Source organism: Nautilia sp. (assembly GCF_053994455.1).
In genome coordinates this window covers 1-22,319 of the sequence record NZ_JBMYAU010000129.1, presented here as the reverse complement: position 1 = coordinate 22,319, position 22,319 = coordinate 1, and the positions used below count along the sequence as shown (strand labels likewise).

General features: G+C 39.0%; 26 protein-coding genes. 3 read left to right on the top strand and 23 right to left on the bottom strand.

Annotated elements, in window-relative coordinates; translation table 11 throughout:
* Positions 1–9 precede the first annotated feature (9 nt).
* Complete coding sequence (locus tag ACXJIE_RS09015) at positions 10–501, top strand: phosphatidylglycerophosphatase A family protein (RefSeq protein ID WP_456480643.1); 492 nt, start codon at positions 10–12, stop codon at positions 499–501.
* Between the two features lie 56 nt (positions 502–557).
* Positions 558–1,859 carry an APC family permease gene (locus tag ACXJIE_RS09010; protein WP_456480642.1) on the top strand — a complete coding sequence of 434 codons (1,302 nt, stop codon included), beginning with the start codon at positions 558–560 and terminating at the stop codon, positions 1,857–1,859.
* A 28-nt stretch (positions 1,860–1,887) separates the two neighbouring features.
* Here ACXJIE_RS09010 and ACXJIE_RS09005 read toward each other — a convergent pair whose 3' ends face one another.
* From ACXJIE_RS09005 to fabD, 12 genes are all read right to left on the bottom strand, one after another.
* Positions 1,888–2,745, bottom strand: coding sequence for a hypothetical protein (locus ACXJIE_RS09005; RefSeq protein WP_456480641.1), 858 nt, complete (start codon positions 2,743–2,745; stop codon positions 1,888–1,890).
* 62 nt (positions 2,746–2,807) lie between these two features.
* Positions 2,808–3,440 (bottom strand): ribonuclease T2 family protein, encoded by a 633-nt coding sequence (locus ACXJIE_RS09000; RefSeq protein ID WP_456480640.1) that lies wholly within the window; start codon positions 3,438–3,440, stop codon positions 2,808–2,810.
* On the bottom strand, positions 3,437–3,991 hold the full coding sequence (locus tag ACXJIE_RS08995; RefSeq protein WP_456480639.1) for a YigZ family protein: 555 nt from the start codon (positions 3,989–3,991) through the stop codon (positions 3,437–3,439). Before ACXJIE_RS08995 ends, ACXJIE_RS09000 begins: the two co-directional genes overlap by 4 nt.
* Positions 3,991–4,917: a ribose-phosphate pyrophosphokinase gene (locus tag ACXJIE_RS08990; RefSeq protein WP_456480638.1), complete on the bottom strand. Its 927-nt coding sequence runs from the start codon at positions 4,915–4,917 to the stop codon at positions 3,991–3,993. The genes ACXJIE_RS08995 and ACXJIE_RS08990 overlap by 1 nt, the downstream gene beginning before the upstream one ends.
* Positions 4,918–5,012: 95 nt before the next feature.
* The gene (gene mnmA, locus ACXJIE_RS08985) at positions 5,013–6,032 is read right to left on the bottom strand and encodes a tRNA 2-thiouridine(34) synthase MnmA (RefSeq protein ID WP_456480637.1); all 1,020 of its coding nucleotides are present in this window, start codon (positions 6,030–6,032) and stop codon (positions 5,013–5,015) included.
* Entirely contained in the window at positions 6,029–6,487 is a 459-nt protein-coding gene (locus ACXJIE_RS08980) for a hypothetical protein (protein WP_456480636.1), read from the bottom strand. Before ACXJIE_RS08980 ends, mnmA begins: the two co-directional genes overlap by 4 nt.
* The gene (locus ACXJIE_RS08975) at positions 6,484–6,768 is read right to left on the bottom strand and encodes a nucleotidyltransferase domain-containing protein (protein WP_456480635.1); all 285 of its coding nucleotides are present in this window, start codon (positions 6,766–6,768) and stop codon (positions 6,484–6,486) included. Before ACXJIE_RS08975 ends, ACXJIE_RS08980 begins: the two co-directional genes overlap by 4 nt.
* Positions 6,765–7,571 carry a PP-loop family protein gene (locus tag ACXJIE_RS08970; RefSeq protein WP_456480634.1) on the bottom strand — a complete coding sequence of 269 codons (807 nt, stop codon included), beginning with the start codon at positions 7,569–7,571 and terminating at the stop codon, positions 6,765–6,767. The genes ACXJIE_RS08975 and ACXJIE_RS08970 overlap by 4 nt, the downstream gene beginning before the upstream one ends.
* A 23-nt stretch (positions 7,572–7,594) precedes the next feature.
* A complete protein-coding gene (locus ACXJIE_RS08965) occupies positions 7,595–8,791 on the bottom strand; it encodes a hypothetical protein (RefSeq protein ID WP_456480633.1) in 1,197 nt (398 codons plus the stop codon).
* 9 nt (positions 8,792–8,800) lie between these two features.
* Positions 8,801–9,487: a 5'-methylthioadenosine/adenosylhomocysteine nucleosidase gene (locus tag ACXJIE_RS08960; protein ID WP_456480632.1), complete on the bottom strand. Its 687-nt coding sequence runs from the start codon at positions 9,485–9,487 to the stop codon at positions 8,801–8,803.
* 9 nt (positions 9,488–9,496) lie between these two features.
* Positions 9,497–10,237: a nitrilase-related carbon-nitrogen hydrolase gene (locus ACXJIE_RS08955; protein WP_456480631.1), complete on the bottom strand. Its 741-nt coding sequence runs from the start codon at positions 10,235–10,237 to the stop codon at positions 9,497–9,499.
* A gap of 18 nt (positions 10,238–10,255) precedes the next feature.
* Positions 10,256–11,170 carry an ACP S-malonyltransferase gene (gene fabD / locus ACXJIE_RS08950; protein ID WP_456480630.1) on the bottom strand — a complete coding sequence of 305 codons (915 nt, stop codon included), beginning with the start codon at positions 11,168–11,170 and terminating at the stop codon, positions 10,256–10,258.
* Between the two features lie 90 nt (positions 11,171–11,260).
* Between fabD and ACXJIE_RS08945 the strand changes: the two genes are divergently transcribed.
* Positions 11,261–13,000, top strand: coding sequence for a bifunctional metallophosphatase/5'-nucleotidase (locus ACXJIE_RS08945; RefSeq protein ID WP_456480629.1), 1,740 nt, complete (start codon positions 11,261–11,263; stop codon positions 12,998–13,000).
* 252 nt (positions 13,001–13,252) lie between these two features.
* Here ACXJIE_RS08945 and ACXJIE_RS08940 read toward each other — a convergent pair whose 3' ends face one another.
* Genes ACXJIE_RS08940 through atpA form a run of 11 tightly spaced genes read right to left on the bottom strand, consistent with a single transcriptional unit; the run spans position 13,253 to position 22,259 of the window.
* Positions 13,253–13,738: an FKBP-type peptidyl-prolyl cis-trans isomerase gene (locus tag ACXJIE_RS08940; RefSeq protein WP_456480628.1), complete on the bottom strand. Its 486-nt coding sequence runs from the start codon at positions 13,736–13,738 to the stop codon at positions 13,253–13,255.
* 37 nt (positions 13,739–13,775) lie between these two features.
* Positions 13,776–14,672: a tetratricopeptide repeat protein gene (locus ACXJIE_RS08935; RefSeq protein ID WP_456480627.1), complete on the bottom strand. Its 897-nt coding sequence runs from the start codon at positions 14,670–14,672 to the stop codon at positions 13,776–13,778.
* A gap of 30 nt (positions 14,673–14,702) precedes the next feature.
* Positions 14,703–15,320, bottom strand: coding sequence for an OmpA family protein (locus ACXJIE_RS08930; protein WP_456480626.1), 618 nt, complete (start codon positions 15,318–15,320; stop codon positions 14,703–14,705).
* A 15-nt stretch (positions 15,321–15,335) separates the two neighbouring features.
* Entirely contained in the window at positions 15,336–16,493 is a 1,158-nt protein-coding gene (tolB, locus tag ACXJIE_RS08925; protein ID WP_456480625.1) for a Tol-Pal system protein TolB, read from the bottom strand.
* Positions 16,486–17,172 (bottom strand): hypothetical protein, encoded by a 687-nt coding sequence (locus ACXJIE_RS08920; protein WP_456480624.1) that lies wholly within the window; start codon positions 17,170–17,172, stop codon positions 16,486–16,488. Before ACXJIE_RS08920 ends, tolB begins: the two co-directional genes overlap by 8 nt.
* Entirely contained in the window at positions 17,169–17,546 is a 378-nt protein-coding gene (locus tag ACXJIE_RS08915) for an ExbD/TolR family protein (RefSeq protein WP_456480623.1), read from the bottom strand. Before ACXJIE_RS08915 ends, ACXJIE_RS08920 begins: the two co-directional genes overlap by 4 nt.
* Positions 17,543–18,091 (bottom strand): MotA/TolQ/ExbB proton channel family protein, encoded by a 549-nt coding sequence (locus ACXJIE_RS08910; RefSeq protein WP_456480622.1) that lies wholly within the window; start codon positions 18,089–18,091, stop codon positions 17,543–17,545. Before ACXJIE_RS08910 ends, ACXJIE_RS08915 begins: the two co-directional genes overlap by 4 nt.
* Positions 18,072–18,452, bottom strand: coding sequence for an ATP synthase F1 subunit epsilon (gene atpC, locus ACXJIE_RS08905; RefSeq protein ID WP_456480621.1), 381 nt, complete (start codon positions 18,450–18,452; stop codon positions 18,072–18,074). The genes ACXJIE_RS08910 and atpC overlap by 20 nt, the downstream gene beginning before the upstream one ends.
* A 9-nt stretch (positions 18,453–18,461) precedes the next feature.
* On the bottom strand, positions 18,462–19,868 hold the full coding sequence (gene atpD, locus ACXJIE_RS08900; protein ID WP_456480620.1) for a F0F1 ATP synthase subunit beta: 1,407 nt from the start codon (positions 19,866–19,868) through the stop codon (positions 18,462–18,464).
* Between the two features lie 9 nt (positions 19,869–19,877).
* Positions 19,878–20,756: an ATP synthase F1 subunit gamma gene (atpG, locus tag ACXJIE_RS08895; RefSeq protein ID WP_456480619.1), complete on the bottom strand. Its 879-nt coding sequence runs from the start codon at positions 20,754–20,756 to the stop codon at positions 19,878–19,880.
* A 3-nt stretch (positions 20,757–20,759) separates the two neighbouring features.
* Positions 20,760–22,259 carry a F0F1 ATP synthase subunit alpha gene (gene atpA / locus ACXJIE_RS08890; protein WP_015902281.1) on the bottom strand — a complete coding sequence of 500 codons (1,500 nt, stop codon included), beginning with the start codon at positions 22,257–22,259 and terminating at the stop codon, positions 20,760–20,762.
* Between the last annotated feature and the right edge of the window lie 60 nt (positions 22,260–22,319).

Genomic DNA, 22,319 nt, shown 5'->3' with positions numbered 1-22,319 from the left:
AGAAATGAAATGAAAAACTACAATAAATTCAACTGGTTTTTGTTAACCGGATTTTTCAGCGGACTTTTACCTAAAGCCCCGGGAACGTGGGGAAGTATATACGCGGCCGTAATCGCATGGATTATTGTAACACTGTTCCCCACCCCATCCGTAACGATATGGCTGCTTGCGGTTTTCTTTTCCGTTGTCGGTGTAAAACTCGTCAACGACTATGAAAGCAAAGGCGGAATCCATGACGACAAAAGAATAGTAATAGACGAATTCGCCGGTATGTTCATTGCGATAGGGCTTTTCGGAAATTTAAAGGAAGACACGTTAATAAAAATAGTGCTGGCTTTCGCCGCATTCAGACTGTTTGACATATGGAAACCTTCCGTCATCGGAAAAATCGACAAAAAAGCTCCCGGAGGCTTAGGTGTTATGGGTGATGACATCTTGGCCGGAATTTTCGGAGGAATACTCGCCGGTATCGTTTATATGGGTTATTTAAAGCTGGTTTAACCTCTTTGGGTTACAATAAAAAAAACATATCAGGCTGAATTATAAAAAGGTAAAAAATGAAAGCGTTTAACACCTTCAGTGCCGCAATGCTCGGAATAGGCTCAATGGTAGGAGCCGGTATTTTCATAGTTATAGGACAGGCGGGAAGCATCGCAGGAAACATTGTGTGGCTTTCATTTGTATTCGGTGGAATTGCGGCGATTCTGAGCGGATATTCCCTTGCGAAACTCGCTTTACGTTTTCCGAGCCGGGGCGGAATTATCGAATATATAATACAGGAATACAAAGAAAACGTATTTTCCGGAGGGCTCAGTATTATGTTTTACCTCGCACAGCTTATCGCCCTTGCCGCGGTGGCTAAAAGCTTCGGAGAATACGGCGCGAGACTGTTCGGTTTTCATTCCGGTTTTGCCGTTAACGCCTTTGCCGTGGGAATAATTGCGGTATTCACCCTTATAAACCTAACAGGCGCCTCGCTTGTTGCAAAATCGGAAAACATCATCGTAAGCGTTAAATTAGGCGTTTTAGCGATTTTTACAATATCTGCCCTCTTTTTTATAAACCCCGAATATTTAAGCGTAAAAGATATGCCTCCCCTTTCAAATATGTTTTTTGCAATAGGGCTTACTTTTTTCGCCTATCAGGGATTCAGCGTAATAACAAACACGGTTGAAGATATGCAAAACCCGAAAACAACAATGTTAAAAGCTATGATTTCGGCCATAGCGGTTGTTATGGTTTTATATGTCGCCACAAGCATAGCGGTGCTCGGCAGCCTTCCTCTCGATGAAATAATAAAAGCAAAGGATTACGCCCTCGCACTTGCGGCGAAACCGGTTTTCGGGGAAACAGGGTTTAAAATTATGGCCGTAACGGCACTTATAGCCACCGCAAGCGCAATTAACGCAACCCTTTACTCAACTGCGGAAATTTCATATACACTGGCCAAAAAGGGTGATCTTCCGAAAATTTACGAATATAATATTTTCCACTCCAACGAAGGGCTTATCATAAGTTCACTGTTTATAATTCCTATGATTCTGTTTTTCAATTTAGGCGAGATTACAACCGTGGCGGCTTTAAGCGTATTAATAATACAGGGATTCGTACATTTAGGACATCTCTTTATAATCAAAAAAACGGACGCCAACAGAATTTTAGTGTTTCTTGCAATGGGATTTATGTTTTCAATAACCGTTTTAACGTTAATTTATAACATAAACAGGGATAAAAACATAATTTATTATCTTCTGATTGCTTTTGGAGTATGCTTTATAATAGAATTACTTCTCAGAAAAATTTCAAAAAGAGTCATAAAAAAACAGATTAAAAACATCACAAGCGAATTTATAAAATAACCGTCAAAACACAAAAGAGTTTTGAGGATTATTTAAAATAAACGCTGTAAACATCACTGAAATTATAATCATTGGAAATTACGGTGCCGTTAAAATCGCTGACGTAAACTTTTCCGTCTTCCGTATTTAAAAGACTGTAAAACGTACCGTTTGCTATAAACAAAAACGCCCCTCCCTGTGTTATATCACCGTTCGCATCCGTTTCCACCTTGTCTCCGTAAGCGGAAAAACTCAAATTGTAATCTTTCGTAACGATTTTACCGAGATTATAAACAAACCTGTAATAATCACTCTCCACATAAACGTTATAACCTTCGAGTTTTAAATCTTCGTCCCCGGCCAGTATCTCACCATTTGCGGTAATATTGTAATATTTCGCACTTGTTCCGGAATATGTTTTATTAAAATCCTTCAGATACGTTATATTCACATCTTTACCCAAAATGACTTTCTCTTCTGTTAAATTCGTTTCGGCCTTAACATAAACCCTTCCGCATCCTTCATTGTTTATATTTATCGTTTTTATCTCCATCGTACCGTCAAAAAACAGTTTTCCTCCTATATAACAGTTATGGGCTGCAGTCTTGTAAATACCGCAGTTGTTACCGTCTGTTGAAACGACACTGAAGTTAATATCACCTTTTTCACACGCCAAAGACTGGTTTATGGCGTTTACATACTCTGTTAAATTGTTAAACTGGTAAAAATTAAAATCCTCTCTTTGAAAATCGACATAAAGCACACGGTTTGCGGTCGCAATCGTTTTAATATAATCATCACCCGCCTGATAAACGGGGGCCGAAGGATTTGAATCACTGCCGCTGTTTCCGCATCCCGTCAATAATAAAGCACCGGCAAATACCGTAGAAATCAGTAGTTTTTTCATTTTTAACCCCTTAATGTTAAAACTATATTAATTATAACACAAAAAGGGGCTCTCCAAAAAATTTAAGGAGTTGCAATAATACCCATAGGACACTGTTTTACACCGGTCATTTCATCGGCATTGTCTATTAACTGATAAAAATCCCCGTTAACAGGATCGCCTTTTAAATTGATTCTTATTTCCGTTATATATCCGTTTTTACATACCATCTGAAATTTTCTGGTATTTCCTTTTCCGAAAATTTGTCCGAACATCCACCTCATTCTTTTAATACTTACGCTCTGTCCCATATGCATCCTGAAAAACTGCAGCAGAAGCGTTTCGTTAAACTGCTGGGTAAATTTAATACCGGTTATAAAATAGGTTTCCGGATCCGTTCCGAAACATGTACCGTGTTTTTTCCATTCATGTTTCGCAAGGCCGTATTTCGCCCCCGGCATATATTTTTCCAAAATTTTCATAAAATTTTTCGAAAGTTTAAGGGGTTTGTAAGAACAGTACTCTTTTTTCTTAGGCCACAGACCGTGCAGGGTAAAATGTGTAAGTGAATAATCACCGTTTTTTCTGTTTATACATACGGGTTTTTTCGGATAAGCCTTACAAAATCCGTTAAGCCACGTAAGAGCCAAAATATTTTCATTCGAAACCGCCAAAAGCATCATAGGGAAAAGTAAAGCAAACAAAAACTTTTTCATAGCACACCTTTTATTAAATTTATTTTTTCGATATCGTCCCTTACCGTGTATTCTATTCCTTCAATGCCGAATTCACGATTAACGACCAAAATACCGTTTTGTTTGAGTATATATTCGATTTCTCTTGTTTTATCATAATCGATACTGAAAGAATACTCAAAAATATCTTTATATTCAAGTAAACGGGCGTTTTTTACAGCAAGATTTGCAGCGTCGCTGTAAGCTTTTACGAGCCCGCCCACACCGAGAAGTATTCCGCCGAAATATCTGACGGTAATAATACCGGCGTTTATCAAATCATTACCCTGCAAAACTTTAAGGGTCGGTCTTCCGCTGCTGCCTCTCGGCTCCCCGTCGTCGGACGATCCCTCAACTATCTGATTGTGTTCGTTTAAATACCTAAACGCGGTTACATAATGGTTAGCCTTCGGATGAGCTCTTTTAAGCTCTTCAAGTTTTTCTTCAAACACCGAAAAAGGAACAAGAAAAGAGTGAAATTTCGACTTTTTAACTTCCAGTGTGGCCGCCGCCACGGAATTTAGGGTTTTCATTAATCAAAAAGCTTGTTTATACTTTCGTTATACATAATTCTTCTTATAACTTCGGCAAAAAGTTTTGCGGTTGAGAGCACTTTTATTTTTTTACAATCACCCTTAAACGGAATAGTGTCGCTTATTACCAGCTCGTCAAGCACGGAATTTTTAACTCTTTCTATCGCCGGACCGCTGAGTACTCCGTGTGTCGCGTAAGCCATAACCGAAGCCGCCCCCTTCTCTTTAAGGGCTTTTGCCGCTTTTACCATAGTCCCGGCCGTATCAACCATATCGTCTATAAGTATGACGTCTTTGCCTTCGACATCCCCTATTATATTCATAACCTCGCTGACATTCGCCTTTTCTCTTCTTTTATCCACTATCACCATATCAAGAGAAAGTTTGCTCGCAAAATATCTCGCCCTTGCAACCCCTCCTATGTCAGGGGATGCGATTATAGGGTTTTTGAGCCTTTTTTCCCTGAAATATTCAAAAAAGAGAATACTTCCGTACAGATTGTCCACCGGAATATCGAAAAACCCCTGAATCTGCCCCGCATGCAAATCTATAGTCACAACCCTGTCGATTCCCGCTTCCTCCATCATATTAGCCACAAGCTTAGCCGTAATCGGAACCCTCGGCGCCGCCTTTCTGTCCTGTCTTGCGTAACCGAAATAAGGAACAATAGCCGTAATGCTTTTTGCGCTCGCTCTTCTCATCGCATCCGTAATAATCAGAAGTTCCATAAGGTTGTCGTTTGCAGGCATACACGTAGGCTGAATTATAAAACAGTCCACCCCTCTTATGCTTTCCCCTATCTGTACGTTAATCTCACCGTCACTGAATCTGTTTACCGTAATCTTGCTTAAAGGCCTGTCAAGCTGATTTGCAATATCCTCCGCCACTTTAGGGTTAGCCGTTCCGCTGAAGAGTTTAAATTTCATTTTTCACGCTCCTTTGTTTTGTTAATGAAATGGTATCAAAAATTGGTTTTTATTTTACATTGTCCATTGTAACATTTTCCACTTTTCATTGGCCATTACCTCCCTCCTCTTATCCATCCGCCTCCGAGCATTTTTTCACCTTCATAAAACACGCAGGCCTGCCCTTTGGCTACACCCGTGACATACTCACGGAAATTGACCACCGCCTTGCTTTTGCTCTCCATCTTTACAACCGCCGGCACTTTAGGAGATCTGTATCTGATTTTCGCCTCACATTCGAATATTTTATCATCAATAAAAAGATTTACACCTTTTAAAAAAACCTGTTTTTTTTCAAGATCTTTTTTATCTCCTACGATCAGCGTATTGCTTTTTGCATCTATTCCGATTACATACTGCGGTTTATGGGATTTGAAAAGACTAAACCCCTTTCTCTGCCCCACCGTATAAAACGAATAGCCTTTATGCACCCCTATCTTTTCTCCCCTTTTATTTACAACCCTGCCTTTTCTTTCGGGATTGAAATGATTTTTAAGAACATCTATATACGAACCGTCGATAAAACAGATATCCTGCGACTCCTTCTGGCCTGCAAACTCGTCAAGTCCTATTTCTCTTGCCGTTTTCTTAATTTCGTCTTTTGTAAATTCACCCAAAGGAAAAAGCAGCTTCGGAAGGATTTCTTTTTTTATTCCGAAAAGAAAATAGCTCTGATCTTTATTTTTGTCTTTCGCCTGATACAAAAAATTTCCGTCGTTTCTTACATAATGCCCCGTTGCCGCCTTTTCACATCCGTATTTTTCCAAAAACCGCATAAAAATACCGAATTTTATTTTGATATTACACATTGCGCAGGGATTCGGGGTAATTCCTTCTTTGTAGCTTTTTATAAAATATTCATAAACTTCTTTTTTAAATTCCTCTTCAACATCTTCTATAACATATTCGAATTCCAGCTTTTTGCTAAGCCTGTTTAACTTTGTAACATTTTCCACATGGTTCACACCCTCATGCATTTTCATATAAATTCCAAGTACCTCATATCCCGCTTTTTTAAGCAAATATACGCACATTGCGCTGTCAACACCGCCGCTGACTCCTACTAATACTTTCAAAAATTACTCCTGTTTTTTAATTCGTTTAAAATCTTTTCAAAAAAAGTCAGTTTTTCTTTTAACATATTAATTGCCTGTGCAATTTCGGATGCATTTTGTATATATTCGTGTGTTAATGCATTACGTAAACTTCTAATTTCTCTCCAAAATTCAACATTAATACTAAATCCCTTTTTTTCGGCTAAATTAATTAAATCCAGCATAGTTAAACTTTCGGTATCTTCTTCTTGAAGAGCAAAAAACAGCTTTATAGCCCTGCCGAGAGAATCTTGAAATTTAATCATTCTGTATGCAATAGAATCAAGTTTGTCTATATCAGCACTGCTCATAATAGTTTCAATATATTTGTCTTTTAAAGGAAATCCGTAAAATACATCTAAATAATTAATGTTTTTTCGCAGTTGTTTTAAATGTTTTTGTAATTCTACCAATCTAAAATTTAATCTCTCTTTCATAACTCAATTCCTTCTTTTAAAGCCGCCTGTTCTATTTTTCTATTAGGATCTTCACTTAAAATAATGTCGATTTTCTGCTCTCCAAGCCTCTTTTGAAGCTCAATCCAAAATTTTCCCTCTTTTTCCATGCTCGGCTCATCAGTAACCACATACAAATCGATATCACCGCCTTTTTTATTATCATCAACCCTGCTTCCAAAAAGAATAACCCGAACATTCTCCCCAAACACCAGTTCAGCGGCTTTTTTAATTTCCCTAACTTCCCAGTCGGCAAGTCTCACTTAAAAAACTCCTTCATAAAAAACGTCGAGCAGTCTATATTTGAAAACGCACTCTCAAGCCTTTGGAAAAGTTTGGGTTCTTTCTCCTCCATTTCTTTAAGCCACTCTTTTATTTCATTTCTGACATAGGGTGTTTTTGCCTGGTCGGACTCGTTAAACGCAAGACAGCTCGATTCCCCGTCGATTATAGGAAAACTGTTTTGCTCGCTCATATATCTTATCCATTTTTCCCGAACCTTAATCAAAGGCCTGATAACTTCTATCTCATTATAAGCTCTGTATTTCGGAGGCATAGAGCGCATCATTCCGTTGTAAAACATACTCATAAAAAACGTCTCCACCGCATCGTCGAAATGGTGCCCGAGAGCTATTTTATTGAATCCGAGCTCCAGAGCTTTCGTATAAAGCGCACCCCTTCTCATTCTTGCGCAAAATCCGCACGCACTGCTTCCGGGACGCTTCTTTTCCTCAAGAATTTCAAGTATGGGGGTTTTATAAATTATATAATCGATCCCGAATTCTTCGCAGTGAATCTTAAGCGGTGAATAATCTATTCCCGTCCCCGCGTCAATCGTTACGGCAAGCAGATCAAATTTAAATGGCGCTATAAGCTGCATTCTTTTTAAGACGTGAAGCAGAACAAAGCTGTCTTTCCCCCCGCTGAAAGCCACCATCACCCGGTCGCCTTCTTTAATGAGTTCAAATTCCCCGTTTGCACGCCCGGCGAATTTGGTTACCTTTTTGGAAAACCATATATCTTTTACGGGATTTTTCATTTTAACTTCGTTTTCATCTTTTTTCACCTTTAACCGACCTTTCATCCTGCTTATTGCACAAGCTGTCCTTCACTGTAGAGTTTGCCTTTTTTAAATTCCAGATTCAGTATTACACTTCCTTTTTCTTTTTTCGCCAACGCAAATAAAAACGCGCTCTTAGGAAGCGTATTCATAATAAGATTCGCCATTTGGGGGGTTGTGTTCAAATAAAGTCTGGCGTTTATAAAATCTATGTTTTTTTCGTTTAATTTTTGTCTTATGTTTTTAGTAGGCAAAAATTCCATATTGAAATCCAGCGTATAACCTCCGAGTCGGTGTTTCATAATCTTTACATTGCTCAAAATGCTGTTCAGTGAAAGTTTAAAGCCGTTTTCAAACAGTTTTTCAACATAAAGGTTCTGTTCACTCTCCGTTTTGGCAAACGCCAGTTTTTTCAAAAGTTCACTCTCGATTCCGTTCACATTTAAAGAAAGTTTGAAGTTTCCTGCCTCAGCCGCATTAGAGATATTCAATGATTTAAATCCGAGTTCGTTTGTTATGTCGGCTTTGTCAAAAAGGGATACCTTTGTTTTGGAATAAACTTTGTTTATTTGCACTTTAAACCTTCCTAAATCCGCCGCAACATCAAATCCCGTTTTCGCATACGAACCGTTTTTGTTACCTTCGAAACTGTTTTTAAAATTTTTAATTTCTATGAATTTTTTCCTATTCGTTATACATATATCTTTGATTGAAAATCTGTTTTTAACGATTTCCCCGTATTTCAACACGCCTTTGATATCTTCTATTTTAAGTTCGGATTCGCCTTTTATGTCTATATTTTCAAACCTGTACGCATAATCCCTGAAATTAGGGGTCACAACCGTGAATTTCACATATTTTTTAAAAAAAGAGTTTATAAACGGTTCGGCGTTTTTATAATTTTCGTTTAAAATTACGTTTTCAAACCCTCCTAAAAAAACAACATCCGTAACCGGCATATTCTTAAACTGCGTTTCGATACGTACTTTTACACTTTCAACCGCGCCTTCGGTGTTTAAGAGTTTCGAAGGTATCGTAACCTCTAAAACTCTGTCGGTTTTAAGATATGTGCTTTTATCCTCTACGGTTTTTACAACAAAACCTTTTTTTTCGAGCCCCGCAAGCATCTGGTTGAACTTCGCATTCATAAGTCTGCCGAATATCAACGGAGTAAGGGCTATCAGTATTATAAAAGTTATTCCCATAACTATCAGTTTGTTTTTCATTCTATCCCTTTATTTCAGTTCTTTTAACATTTCTATTAAAAACCTCGCACTAACCCTGCTTGATTCTTCCAAAAATTCGTCAAAATCAACACCGGCCCCTTCTTCTGCGGTGTCGCTTATAGCCCTTAACATAAAAAAAGGCACCCTTTCATTCCAGCATACGCAACCTACCGCCCCGCCTTCCATTTCAATGGCGCTCGCACCGAACACCTCCCTTATCCACTCTTTTTTGTTTTTGTTGTGGACAAACTGATCACCGCTCGCCACAATTCCCTTTTTAAGGGGAACACCCAATTTTACGGACACTTTTTCCGCAAGTGAGATAAGCGATTTGTCACAGTCGAAGTATATTTCGCTCTCCGGTATAAAACCGTGTTTATAGCCGAATACGGTTAAATCTATGTCGTGCTGGCACACATGAGTTGCGGTAATCAAATCACCTATTTTCAAATCTTCGTCCACTCCACCGGCCACCCCGCTGAAAAGAAGCGCCTTTACCCCGAATTTTTCAATCATAACGGTGGCGGTTACCGCGGCGTTGACCTTGCCTATTTTGCTGTACGCCAAAACGACATCGCCGCCTTCGAATTCCGCAAGGTAATATGTGTTGTTTGCATGCGTTGTTTTACGTTTTATATGCATATATTCGAGTATAGGTTCGAGCTCCTCCACCATTGCGCATAAAATACCTATCATTTAGTTCCTTCATGTTTTTCTTAAAAAATATTTCTGGGTAAGAGTAAGTTTATGATCAAGCTCGCATTCTATTATCTGTTCTTCAAAATAGTCCGCTTTTACCTCCACTTCTCCTTTAGGGTTCACAACCCTGCTGCCGCCCCAAAAACCCAGACCGTCTTCAAAGCCCACACGGTTGCAATAAAGCACATAAGCCCCGCTGAGTATCGCCATCGATTTTAAAAGCGCGTTCCACTGCTCTTCTATTAAAAGCGAGCCCTCTTTAAACTCCCTCGCCGGCGAAGAGGCTATCACCACAATAAGATCCGGTTTTTCACAGGCGGTGAAATTAAGGGCGTCTCCGCTGAAAACGTCCTCGCATACGAACATAGCCGTCTTTCCGAATTTAGTTTTAAACGTTTTAAAACCATCCCCTCCGAAAAAAAACCTGCCTTCTTCAAAAACACCGTAAGTCGGAAGGTGAACTTTTTTGTGTATAAAAACATCATCCCCTATATACAGGGCGGAATTGAAAATTTTACCTTCTTCCCTCACCGCCGCCCCGAGCACGACATCCTTGTTAAATCCGATATTTCTAAAAAAACCCTCATCAAAAGCGTCTTCTAAAAGTGCGTCTTTTATTTTGTATCCGTTCATGGAAAGTTCCGGGAAAACAACCAGATCCGCATCCGTTTTTGAAACGGTTTTTATATGTTTATCGAGATTGTCCGGACTCAATTTCGGACTTATCTGGGCAAGGGCCACTTTCATATTCGTTCCTTACAAAAATTATTCACCGACAGTCTTGATAGCTTTTTCCAGACTTTTCATATCCGTTACGGGAACGGTTTTTTTCCTCGTAACTTTTCTGTTTATACCCATTAAAACTTTTCCGCCGAATTCTATGAATATATCCGCTTCGTTTTCATAGTTTTTAACCGACTGTTTGTAAAGAACCGGTCTTGTAAGCTGAACGGGCAGCAGTTCAAGGGCTTCTTTTTTGGTCGTATAGGCTTTGGCGCTTACATTGCCCACCACCGGGGAGAAATCTTCTTTTAAATATTCCTTTAAAAGTTCTTTTAACGGCTCTTCAGCACTCTCGAGCAGAGGACAGTGGCTCGCCACGCTCATATTAAGAAGCATCGTCCTTTTCGCCCCTTTTTCTTTCAAAACAGGTTCGATTTTTTCCAAATCCTCCCTGAGTCCCGCCAATACAAGCTGTCCGTCGCTGTTATAATTAGCCGGCCAGACATTGAGGTTTGAGTTTTCACATATGTTTTCAACCGTTTCGTCATCAAGCCCGAGCACAACCATCATAGAACCGACTCTGTTTTTAAAAGCGTCGTTCATAAGCTTGCCTCTTTCATGCACAAGTTTCACCGCATCCGCAAGTTCTATGGCACCCGCAGAATAAAGGGCGCTGAATTCTCCGAGAGAATGACCGAGTGAAAAAGCATAATCAAAATCAGCGCCGTTTTTAAAAAGCTCATAGGCGATTGCCGAATAAAGTAAAATGGCCGGCTGGGTAAATTCCGTTTTGTTAATTTCGGAATTTTCCTCAAACATCAGTTTTTTAAAATCTTTTTTTATTGCGTCGCTTGCAATTTCGAACATTTCACGGGCTTTTTCGCTTGAATCGTAAAAATCCCTGCCCATTCCTGTAAACTGACTTCCCTGTCCGGGGAACAGCAATCCTATTTTCATACTCTTCCTTTTTTGAGAAATTATATCAAATATGGACTGTTTTATAAAAAAGCAGTATAATATTAATATATTTTTAATGAAAGGCGGGAGATGAAAAAGGCGGTGTTTTTTTCCCTTTTAATGTTTCTGTTTATAGGCTGCGGGAGCAGCTCAAATGTTTCAAAAAACTTCTCTCTTGAAATCATCCATATCAACGATACGCATTCCCATCTCGAATCCGTTCAAATCCCGGTTTACATAAACGGTGTAAAAACATACGTATATGCGGGTGGGTATGCGAAAATAGCGAATTATATTTACGAAAAGAAACTGCAAAACCCAAATGTACTGACGCTTCACGCCGGGGATGCCGTACAGGGGACGCTTTATTACACGCTTTTTAAAGGCAAAACGGATGTCGAAGCGCTGAATCTTATGTATATAGACGCAATGAGCGTAGGAAATCACGAATGGGACGACGGTGCCGACGCATTTGCCGTAAATTTCGCAAATTATGCAAATTTTCCCATACTCGGCTGCGACGTAAACGTTTCAGACAATCCGCTTCTTAAAAAGACAATAAAACCGTTTATAATAAAACAAATATCCGGCCGGTATGTCGCCGTTGTGGGAGACAGTATAGATTCAAGCGTTATCTCAAGCCCGGGCCCCACGGTTTCTTTCTTAAATTATCTGACAAGCGCAGAAAAATACGTAAAAGAACTTGAAAATTTCGGCATAAACAAAATTATATTCCTGACACACTTAGGTTATGAAACAGACAAATATTTAGCTTCCCGTGTAAAAGGGATCGACGTTATCGTGGGAGGACATTCCCATACGCTAATAGGCGATTTTAAAAACCTCGGTTTAAGCTCCGAAGGAGAATATCCCACGGTTGTGGACAACAACGGTTCTAAAACCCTTATAGTAACGGCGTGGAAATGGGGGCTTGTCGTCGGTGATTTAAACGTAACTTTCGACGAGAAGGGAAATGTGATTGATTACAGCGGAACCCCGGTTATGCTTGTAGAAGACGACTTTTTAAGAAAGGACTCGGACGGTGTTAAAAAAGAGGTAAGCGGGGAAGAAAAAACTCAAATAACCGATTTTATTTCCGAAGCGCCTAATATTAAAATACAAAATTCCGATAAAAGGGTACAGGAGGTGATAAACCGTTACAAACCGGAAGTGGACGCCCTATTATCACAGACGGTGGGAACGGCCTCGGAAGATCTTATCAACGTGCGTCTGCCGGGGGATGTAGATCCCGAAAGCAACATTACATTAGAACACGGTTCTTTAATAGCGCCCCTTGTAGCACTTTCAATGTATGAAAAAGTACAGAAAGAAGGCTGCGATTTTGCACTGCAAAACGCCGGGGGAATAAGAATATCTATTCCCCAGGGAAACATTACGGTAGGTGAAATTTATACCCTCTTGCCTTTTGGGAACACGCTTGTTACACTTGAAATGAACGGAAGCGTAATAAAAACGATGCTTGAAAACGCCATTGAGAGAAGTTTTATTACCAAAACAAACACAGGGGCTTTTCCTTATCTCGGAAACGCTAAAATCACAATAAAAAAAGACAACCCATCAGGAAACAGAATAATTGATTTTAAAATAAAAAAAGACGGCGTATGGGTTGATTTTGACGAAAACAAAACATATAAAATAGTAACATCGGCATATTTAGCCGGAGGGGGAGACAATTATTCCGAAATGTCACAGGCTATTAATAAAACCGACACGGGATTCGTCGAAGCCGACACGTTTATAGAATATGTCAAACAAAAACAAATTATCTCTCCGCTTCCCGACGACGAAACACCCGTAACGGTAAAATAACGGATTTCATCCGTTGTTTTTAATAAATATCAACATAAAATGGAACGCTTAAAGGGAGTTTTCAATTTTTAGAAACATACAATTTAATCGGAAGCGGCATTATACCAATGGAAAAGGTAATATGATTAAAATTATGAAATACACTAATTCATTAGCAACAGTATCATTTTCAAAATTACGAAAAAAAACGAAGCAGGTAACCCGTCAAATAGTATTAGTGTCAGACACTTGATAAAAGAAGATGGGATGTCATTAATGACATCCGCATCCTTCACCGCATCCGCAGTTTTGTCCCGCCTGATTACCGGCAAGCTCTTCAAGGGTAGCGTCTCTTTTTGTCACGACTTTAACGTCAAACGTCAAATCTTCACCCGCTAAAGGATGATTGTAATCTATTGTAACGTTGCTGTCGTCAAAATCCACAACGGTTACCGCAATTGTCTGTCCGTCAGGAGACTGTCCGTAAAGGGTCATCCCTTTTTGAAGATCAATTCCTTCGAACTGCTCTTTAGGAAGTGTTTCAACCCATTCTTCGTTTCTCTGCCCGTATGCTTCGTCCGCTTTGACGGTTACGGTTTTTTCTTCACCGATTTCCATTCCTTCCACTTCTTTTTCAAGTCCCGGGATTATCTGCCCCTGACCCGCAACAAATTCCAAAGGCGCCTGCCCTTTGTTAGAATCAACAACTTCGCCCTTTGAGTTTTTCACCGTATATTCTATTCCGTACACTTTTGCCATTTTTATCCTTTAAAATTTTACGCAGTATAACATAATCTTATAATTTTTCCAACTCTTTTTTTGCCAATAAAGCATATTTTGAGCCCGGAAAGTCGCTTATTATTTTTTTAAACGTAAGCTTCGCCCTGTTTTTTTGATTGAGTTTTTTAAAAGAAACACCCGTATGATAGAGCAGACGGGCGGTGAATGAGGTTTTTTTGGGATATAGCGTAATGCTTTTTTTATAATATGCCAAGGCTTCTTTATACCGTCTTTTTTTAAACGCTATTTCACCTAAATAATAAGACGATGTAGCCGGCATATGTCCTTTTTGCAAAGAATACAAAAACAGCTCCCTTGCCTTTTCAAGTTTTCCGTCAAAAAAATTTTTTTTCGCTTCGTCAAAAGCCTCTTTAGGAGAGATGTGCGAAACGCTGTTTAATTGTTTAAGCTGGTTTAAAATATCCTGTATGGAACTGCTTAAATTTTGAAAATTTTCATTTTGTACTTTTGTAATCTCTTCTATCGTCTGTTTAATAGAGTCGTTTTGTGCCTCGAGAGCTGAAATTTTTTCTTCTAACGTTTTTATTTTTTCCGTTATATCGGTAAGGTTTTTTTCTTTGTTTTTAAGCTCTTTTTTAATCGAATCAATCGCAATTTTTGCAGAGTCTATTTCACTAAGTATCGTATCGAATGAAGAAAGTTTATTCTCAAGTTCGGAAATGCTCTGATCATACAGTACGAATTTTTGGGCTATAGAAGATTCGAATTTTTTTAAGGATTTTTTTAACTCGCTTATTTCTTTACTGTTTTTATTGATGTTTTTTTTGTTTTGAAGTATCGTTTTTTCCTGAGGTGTAAGCCCGTAAGGGTTAGGAGTGTTCAAATCACCCGCTTTAAAAGGGTTGACGTCAGCAAAAATAATTACCGGTAAAAGAAAAAAAAGTTTTTTCATACAATTCCTTTTTTAGGAATTGTACCTTAATTATGGTAAATATGTAAAATTATCTCTTCTGTTTAATCTCCAGCACCATTTTGCATGGGCGGTACATACCGGATTAAGCTCGCCGTAACTTATAATTGTAAGTTTTTTAGGATCCACACCCAATTTTATAAGGGCGTTTTTAACCGTATTGGCCCTTTTGAGCCCGAGCGCGTAATTATATTCCTCAGTTCCCCATTCGTCGCAGTTTCCTTCAATTCTAACGGTATAATTTTCCGGATTGTTTTTTATAAGTTCGGCAAGTTTTTCCACTTTAGGCCACTGATCTGGTCGGATGTTGTATTTGTCAAAATCAAAATACACCACAACGTTTGCAAGTTCTTTCGCAAATTTCTGATTCGTACTAACACTGATTTTAGTACCCTCGCTGGCTTCGGTAAGTGTCTGTTCTTCAACCGTGGCGTTTTGCGTATTTACGGTTTCATTGTTTGTTTCTGCAGGTTTTGCAACTTCAGTTTCGGCGGCTTTTGTCTGCTGCTCCGTTTTTGTAACGGTTTGCTGTGTAGTTTCGGCAGCGTTTTCTATATTAGGCTGTTTTGAACATCCCGTAATCATAAGCAGTGCGGCTACCCCGGTTGCGATTAGCAGTTTTTTCTTCATTGTACTCTCCTTTTTTTACCAATCGAATGATTGTAGTATTTTTGGCAACGGATAATAAAACACTTTATTTTCATTTAAACGTATTATACCAATTTTTGAATAAAAATTTTCTCTTTTTATAAACATTATTGAATTTCCGTCAACTGAAAAATTAGGAAAACTGTTCTGACCTTTAAAAGTCAGCCTTTTTAACGAATCGTCGTATTTGTTAACCAAAAAAAGATTAAAGGTGTTTTTCGAAAAAGCGTTGTTCGTTTCCCTCGTACTTACCACCAGATAATTTTTATACGTATCCACACCCACCTGGTTTTTACCGTGATACAGCACCCTCTGAATGGTGCCGTTGTCCATATCCTTGCTAAACACCATAGGCATCCCGTATCTGTCCGAAACAAAAACTATGCTGTTAACCCCCCAGAATTTTCCGTTTACATCAATACCCTGATATCTCGTTATTCTTTTAAGTTTGTTTTCTTTCAAATCATACTCGTAAACATCAGGCTGCCCTTCGGGCGCCAAAGTTAAAAGAATTTTATCACCTCTGACATCGGAAACTATAAGCAACCCCTGGGACGTCAGTATTTTCTCCCTTTTGCCCGTTCTCAGATTAAGTCTGTAAAGCGTGGGCAGTCTTCCGAGTTTAGTGTAATATATCACATTCTGATTTTTATCGGCCCATTTGGGAAAGATATTAAGCCCTCCGCTTATAATTCTCTTTCTATAAGAAAGCGTATAGTCGGATATGTAAATATTCGCCTGTTTCGGGGCTGTAAGCATCGAATAAACGACTTTTCTTATTAAAAATGCGGCTTTTGGAAGCTGAAAATATTCGTTAATGTCATACACCGCCTTATGAACTAAAAACGGAAAATAAGCGTAAGAGTTAGATTTATATATTTTTTCAACCTGTAAAATATTGTTCTTAAAATATCTGACGCTTAAAGTTTTGTCGCAATAACTGAATTCGAATCTGTATGTGGCGTTGGTATCTTTGTTTATACTGTAATTGAAATGGTCAAGTACCGTCAAATCCATTTTTAAAATTTTCAGAACATCTTTTTTACCTTCATACATTATGTCAATTTTCGGCTTTTCGTTAAAATACTTGGTAATTACAAGCTCTTTACCGAATAACAGCACACTGAAAACAATTAATATCAGTTTTTTAATCATTATTTACCTTTGACTGGAATAAAACCGTAATATTGAAATTTTTATCAAATTTCAGTTTCTTTATCTCGTTTATCAGCAGATTCTGCCCGGTTATAGGCAGATTGCTGTCCAAAATATTTACAATAACCGTACCGTTGTAATTTTGTATGTTTATTTTAGCATAATCACTCGGAATTGTTGAAACATCATACCAAACGGAATACAATTTTTGAGATATTATATCATTTATCTCTTTTTTCGAAAGTTTTTTCCCGCTGTTTTGGACGAAATTCACTTCAACGCTTATTTTTTTTATATTTTCAAGATTTCTCTCGATTCCTCTGAACCTGCTCATATCAAGCTGCCGTTTTTGAACTATTTTCTTGGTCTGTATATTATAATCTACATTTTTAAAAATATCGTTAAAACCTATTTTTTCCCCTCCGTGCGTTACATTGGATTTGGAACCTCTTTTTTTTACTTTTTTTACCGCTTTTTTAATTTTAGAAACGGGGGTCTTTTTAAGCGATTTTATTTTTTTTTCGCCCTGAGAATTTATCTTCGCCTTTTTCTCTATTATGGCCGTATGGATATATACCTTTTTTTCATTTTTTTTTACCGGAAAAAGAAAAAAAAGAAAAAAATATATAATCGCCGAATATACTAAAGCCGACAGAAAAAAAGAGATGAGCAGTCTCATTTAGTAAGTAACCCTATTTGAGTAAATCCAGTTTTTACAACGGCCGAATAAACTTTCATAAACGTTTCGTATCTGATGTTTTTGTCGGCCGCAATGTATACAAGGGCGTTTTTATTAAAATTTCCGTATTTAAGATTAAACTCTTCCAAAAAATTTTTTAACGGTATATCCTCTTTATTTACAGTGACGTTCCCGTTTTTTTTAATAATTATCGTTATGGACGGTTTTTTGACAGCCGGAGAGGTTTTGCTGCCTTCGGGAAGATTCACCGTTTTTTCCTGATAAGTGCTCACCGTAACCGACACCATAAGTATAGCAAGCAGTACAAGCATAATATCTACAAAAGGAGTAATATTTAATTCCGGTTTTTTCATTTGCTTAAATAAAAATCCTTTTGCATAATTAATAAAGAAAGTAAATCTTCGACCTTTTTACTTATAATCTGATGAAAAGAATAAGCAGGTACGGCCACAATAATACCGATTGCCGTAGCTACAAGGGCGTCCGCAATGGCGGGGGCTATCATATTGATGGTAGTTACGCTTTGCATTGAGGAAAAAGCGCTAAGTATCCCTATTACCGTCCCGAACAGACCTATAAAAGGCGCGGTTGAAGCCACAATTCCTAAAAACGTAATTCCGCTTTCCGCTTTTGTTTTAGCCGCCTGAATACATGCGTCAAATGTAAGCGAATTTAAAACATCGGTTTTTTCAACACATCTTTTCAGTGACGAAGTTCCGGAAATATTACCGCTCATTAAAAGTGCGTTAAGCGATTCGTTTTCTTTTTTTATCCATGAAGCGAGTGACAAATATTTGTAGAAAAATACGAAAAAAACAAAAAAAAGATAAATCCCGAGCCATCCTATTACGACTATGTTAATAGGATTACTCAGAATTTTAGATATTTCTGGCAGCACTTTCTATCTTTGCCTCTACAGATGCAACCAAAACGTCGCTGTTAGCCGCATCACGAATAAGTTTTTTGGCTTTTTCAATAGCCTCGGCAATATCTCCTGCTTTTTCACCCGATACAGGCTGCGCTCCGTCTACAAGAACGTTTACGTGATCAGGGGTCACTTCAACATAACCTGAATTAATTGCAATAATCTCTTCAGATCCGTCTTCTTTTTTAATCGTAATAATACCCGGCTGTAGAGTAGTCATTAAAGGCGCGTGTCCGTCAAGGACACCGAATTCACCTTCTATGCCGGGAAAATACGCCTCTTTTACTTCCCCCTCGTAAATTCTGCCAAGAGGTGTAACAATATCAAGTTTCATTTGCTTCCTTTAGCTTTGGGCCTTCATTTTTTCAGCTTTTTCTTTAGCTTCGTCCAAATCACCTACCATGTAGAATGCGTTTTCTGGTAAATCGTCAACTTTACCTTCAAGGATTTCTTTGAATCCTACTATTGTTTTGTCAAGTTCGACATATCTTCCGTCCGCACCCGTAAACACTTTTGCTACGAAGAACGGCTGTGATAGGAATTTTTCAATTTTTCTCGCTCTTGCAACAGTAAGTTTATCTTCTTCGCTAAGCTCGTCCATACCGAGAATCGCAATGATATCCTGTAGATCTTTATATTTTTGTAATACTTCCTGCACTCCTCTTGCAACTTTGTAGTGTTCTTCACCGACAATCTGCGGATCAAGAATTCTACTTGTCGAATCAAGCGGGTCAACTGCCGGGTAAATACCTTTTTCCGCAATTTTTCTGTTAAGAACCGTTGTGGAATCCAAGTGTGCGAATACGCTTGCCGGCGCCGGGTCTGTCAAGTCGTCAGCCGGAACGTATACAGCCTGGATGGATGTAATACTTCCTTTTTTGGTAGAAGTAATTCTCTCTTGCAGTTTACCCATTTCAGTGGCAAGTGTAGGCTGATAACCGACCGCACTTGGAATTCTTCCAAGAAGTGCTGACATTTCCGCACCCGCCTGGGCAAATCTGAATATGTTGTCGATAAACATAAGTACGTCTCTTCCTTCTTCGTCCCTGAAGTATTCTGCCATCGTAAGACCTGTCATCGCAACCCTGTTTCTACATCCCGGAGGTTCGTTCATCTGACCGTAGCACAGTGCAACTTTATCTAAAACCCCACTTTCTTTCATTTCATGGTAAAGGTCGTTACCTTCCCTTGTTCTTTCACCAACACCGGCAAATACGGAATAACCGCTGTGTTTATACGCAACGTTGTGGATAAGCTCCATAATAATAACCGTTTTACCAACTCCGGCACCGCCGAACAGACCTGTTTTACCACCTTTCATGTAAGGACACAGAAGGTCGACGACTTTAATACCGGTTTCGAAAACTTCCATTTTAGTTGACTGCTCTTCAAACGGAGGAGCGTCTCTGTGAATTGACCATCTCGGTGTATCGGCTGGAACATCTTCACCGCCGTCGATTACGTCACCCGTTACGTTGAAAATTCTACCGAGCACCGCTTCACCGACAGGTACTTTAATAGGAGCGCCCGTTGCAACTACTTTTTCTCCCCTTGTAAGACCGTCGGTTAAGTCCATTGCAATTGTTCTTACAATGTGATCACCGATTTGAGCCGCTACTTCTAAAACAACTTTTTTCTTTTCACCTTCAGCTTCAAACTCAACATAAAGCGCTTCGTTTATCGCCGGAATATCTCCTTCAAATTCTACGTCAACAACCGGACCTAAAATTTGTAATACTTTACCTTCCATTTTACTCCTTTACTTTTTCATTGCTTCTATTGCAGTTACTATTTCGATAAGTTCTCTTGTAACAGCTTCTTGTCTTGCTTTGTTAAATTCAAGTGTCAACTGATGCACCATCTCTTTTGCGTTGTTTGTAGCCGCGTCCATCGCCTGCATTCTGGCGCTGTGCTCAGCCGCAAGTGAGTCTAAAAGCGCATAATACAGCGAATACTCAATGTATTTTTTAACCAAAGTTTCCAAAATCGTTTCGTAATCGTTATCCGGTTCGACTTCCAAAAAGTCCTGGGAATCTTCAATATCCACTTCTATAGGAAGTAGTTCTTTTACGTGTACCTGCTGTGTGAGTTTATTAATATATCCGTTATGAATCGTTATAATATTGTCTATTTCTTCATTAACGAAGTCTTCATAACTTTTTTGAATAAGCCCCGCCGCCTTTTCATAATCCGGCGCCGCGCTCAGACCTATTATTTCTTCATACATATCGATTCCGACAAATTTAAAATATTCAATGGCTTTTTTACCTATAACTTTAAGCCTTATTTTGACTTTTTTCTTTTTAAGTTCGTCTATCAGCGCAATAGTCTGTTTTATAGTCTGAATGTTAAATCCGCCGCAAAGCCCTTTGTCAGCGGTTATAACGATTACATCCACTTTTTCGACATTTTCGATTTTCGCAAAAGCCCTAAGCTCAATAGACTCTTTTACGCTTGCAAGCTTTGCTGAGATCTCGTGCATGACTTCGTCTATTTTTCTCGCATATTCACGTGAGCGAAGAATCGCTTCTTCCGCCCTTTTAAGTTTGGCGGTAGAAACGAGCTTCATCGCCCTTGTGGTTTTTTGAGTGTTTTTAACACTGCTTATTTTTTGTTTTAGCTCTTTTAAAGTTGCCATTTATTATCCTTCGAACCCAGCCTTAAACTCTTCTAATGCTTTTTTAAGTAGTTCTTCCGTTTCGTCGTCAAGTTTTTTCTTAGTTCTGATGCTTTCGAAAATCTGCGGGTATTTAGTTTCGATAAACGGATACAGCTCGTCTTCGAATCTTCTGATTGATTTAGTGTCGATATCGTCCAAATAACCTCTTGTACCCGCGTAAATAATTACAACCTGTTTTTCAACCGGAAGAGGCGAGTATGCAGGCTGTTTTAGAATTTCGACAAGTCTTTCACCTCTTTCAAGCTGTTTTCTGCTCGCTTCGTCAAGGTCGCTTGCGAATTGAGAGAACGCTTCAAGCTCTCTGAACTGTGCAAGATCAAGTCTTAAGTTACCGGCAACCTGTTTCATAGCTTTAATCTGTGCGGCACCACCGACCCTTGATACTGAAAGACCAACGTTAATAGCAGGTCTGATACCTTTGTTGAAAAGGTTGGTTTCAAGGAAGATCTGACCATCGGTAATTGAAATTACGTTTGTCGGGATGTACGCCGCAACGTCCCCGCCTTTAGTTTCGATAATCGGTAAAGCTGTCAAACTTCCCGCACCAAGTTCGTCGTTAAGCTTAGCCGCTCTTTCAAGTAATCTACTGTGTAGGTAGAATACGTCTCCCGGATATGCTTCCCTTCCCGGAGGTCTTCTTAGAAGAAGTGACATTTCTCTGTATGCGTCTGCGTGTTTGCTTAAATCATCGTAAACGATTAAAGCGTGTCTTCCGTTGTCTCTGAAGTATTCACCCATCGTAACACCCGCATACGGTGCCAAGAATTTAAGTGAAGCAGCTTCAGACGCAGAAGCGTTAACAACTATTGTATAGTCCATTGCTCCGTGTTCTTCAAGAATTCTAACGATGTTAGCGACAGTCGACTGTTTCTGACCCACTGCAACGTAAATACAGATTACGTCTTCATTTTTCTGATTAAGAATCGTATCTAATGCAACTGTGGTTTTACCGGTTTGTCTGTCCCCGATAATAAGCTCCCTTTGTCCTCTTCCGATCGGAACAAGCGCGTCAATTGCTTTAAGACCGGTTTGAAGCGGTTCGTGAACAGATTTTCTCGCCATAATTCCGGGCGCTTTTTCTTCCACATATCTGTATTCAGTGGCTTCGATAGGCCCTTTACCGTCAATTGGCTCACCTAACGCGTTTACAACCCTTCCTATTAACGCCTCTCCGACAGGAACCGAAATAAGTTTACCGAGTCTTTTTACAGAGCTTCCTTCTGTAATGTCCGTACCTTTACCAAGAACAACCACACCGACATTATCGGCTTCAAGGTTGAATACCAGACCTTTTTCTCCGGTTTCGAATTCAACCATTTCACCGGCCATTACGTTTGTAAGACCGTACACCTTAGCAATACCGTCAGCTGAGTAAATTACTTTACCAACTTCCTCTACGTCTACTTTTAAGTCGTAGTTTTCAATTCTTTCCTTGATTATCGAAGTGATTTCTTGTACCACTTATACTCCTTTCTTTTAGATTGCTTTTAAAATATTGTTTATTAAATCGTTTTTGATTTT